Below are 1,250 nucleotides of genomic sequence, written 5' to 3'. Positions count from 1 at the left end.
GGTGATGTTCATGCGGTTGATGCAATAAGATTAAAACGAGTTAATGTCATGGGGTGTTTGCTTTCAACGGGGAAACTGGTGACAAGCTGTTTACAAGAGTCAGTGAAAAGCACTTGGTTTTATGCCTATTTAACTGGAATAGCTCAACAAGTAAAACAGATGTATAACCTTCCATTGGTTCTTATTGTTGATAATGCCTCGATTCATAGAAGTAAAAAGATGGCTGATTACAGAGAGCTACTTAAAACTAACTTTTCGACGAATCTGTATTTTATTCCAGCTTATAGCCCTGAGTTAAATCGAATCGAGATGGTATGGAAGCAGATGAAATATTATTGGCGAGATTTTCAAGTCATGACAGCTGACAAAATAGAGCAATGGGTGGAGAAAGTATCAAACCAATTCGGAAAAGAATACATGTTTACTTTTTAATGACAACTTATATTGAGATTGCTTTAAGAGATATTAAACAATAATATTACTGATAATCATTATCATTTACATTAACTAAAATGTTTTATACCGTTCCTCCATCATTTAAGCTTTCTCTTCTTAGTCTTGCAATTTTAGTGTCCCAGCAAAGTTTTGCCGATGATACTCAGCAATTACCGACGATTACAGTTACAGCGGAATCAGAACAGAGTGAGCTCAGCTCCGAACAGAGTAAGGCTTATATCATCCAAAATTCGTCAACCGCCTCAAAACTGAATATTCCACTCAAGGAAACGCCGCAAACAGTCAATGTCATCACTCGCCAGCAACTGGATGACTTTGCCTTAGATAATACCCGGGAAGTACTGCGTAATGCCCCTGGCATTATTGTCAACAATCAGGAAACGGAACGGAGCTCCTACCTTGCCCGAGGTTTCGAGATTTCGAATGTTTTAGTGGATGGCGTTGGTATTCCACTCGAAGGCTATAATTATAATAATGATAATCCGGACAGTTTTTTGTTTGACCGTATCGAAGTGGTGAAAGGCGCAAATGCCTTAAATAATGGAATTGGCGATCCTGGTGCAACCATTAACATGATTCGCAAACGCCCTACTCAGGAACTTCAGGCAGCCTTGAATGCCAGTTACGGTTCATGGAATACGCAGCGCTATGAAGCAGATATATCCTCTCCTCTCACCCAGGATGGAAAAATCAGAGGCCGTGTATTTGGCTATAAACAGAATGGTGACAGTTATCTGGATCGTTATGAACTGAAAAAGAACGGCATAGGTGCTGTTGTGGAGGCAGATGTAACT

General features: G+C 39.8%; 2 protein-coding genes. Both read left to right on the top strand.

The annotated features are described in order from the left end of the window. Positions 1 to 24 precede the first annotated feature (24 nt). A complete protein-coding gene (locus ACNPNW_RS04240) occupies positions 25 to 432 on the top strand; it encodes a transposase (RefSeq protein ID WP_448766560.1) in 408 nt (135 codons plus the stop codon). An 80-nt stretch (positions 433 to 512) separates the two neighbouring features. Next, the coding region (locus ACNPNW_RS04235; RefSeq protein ID WP_448766571.1) for a TonB-dependent siderophore receptor at positions 513 to 1,250 on the top strand (738 nt) is incomplete at its 3' end.

The organism is Acinetobacter endophylla (genome assembly GCF_053543775.1).
This window is presented reverse-complemented; position numbering and strand designations above follow the sequence as displayed.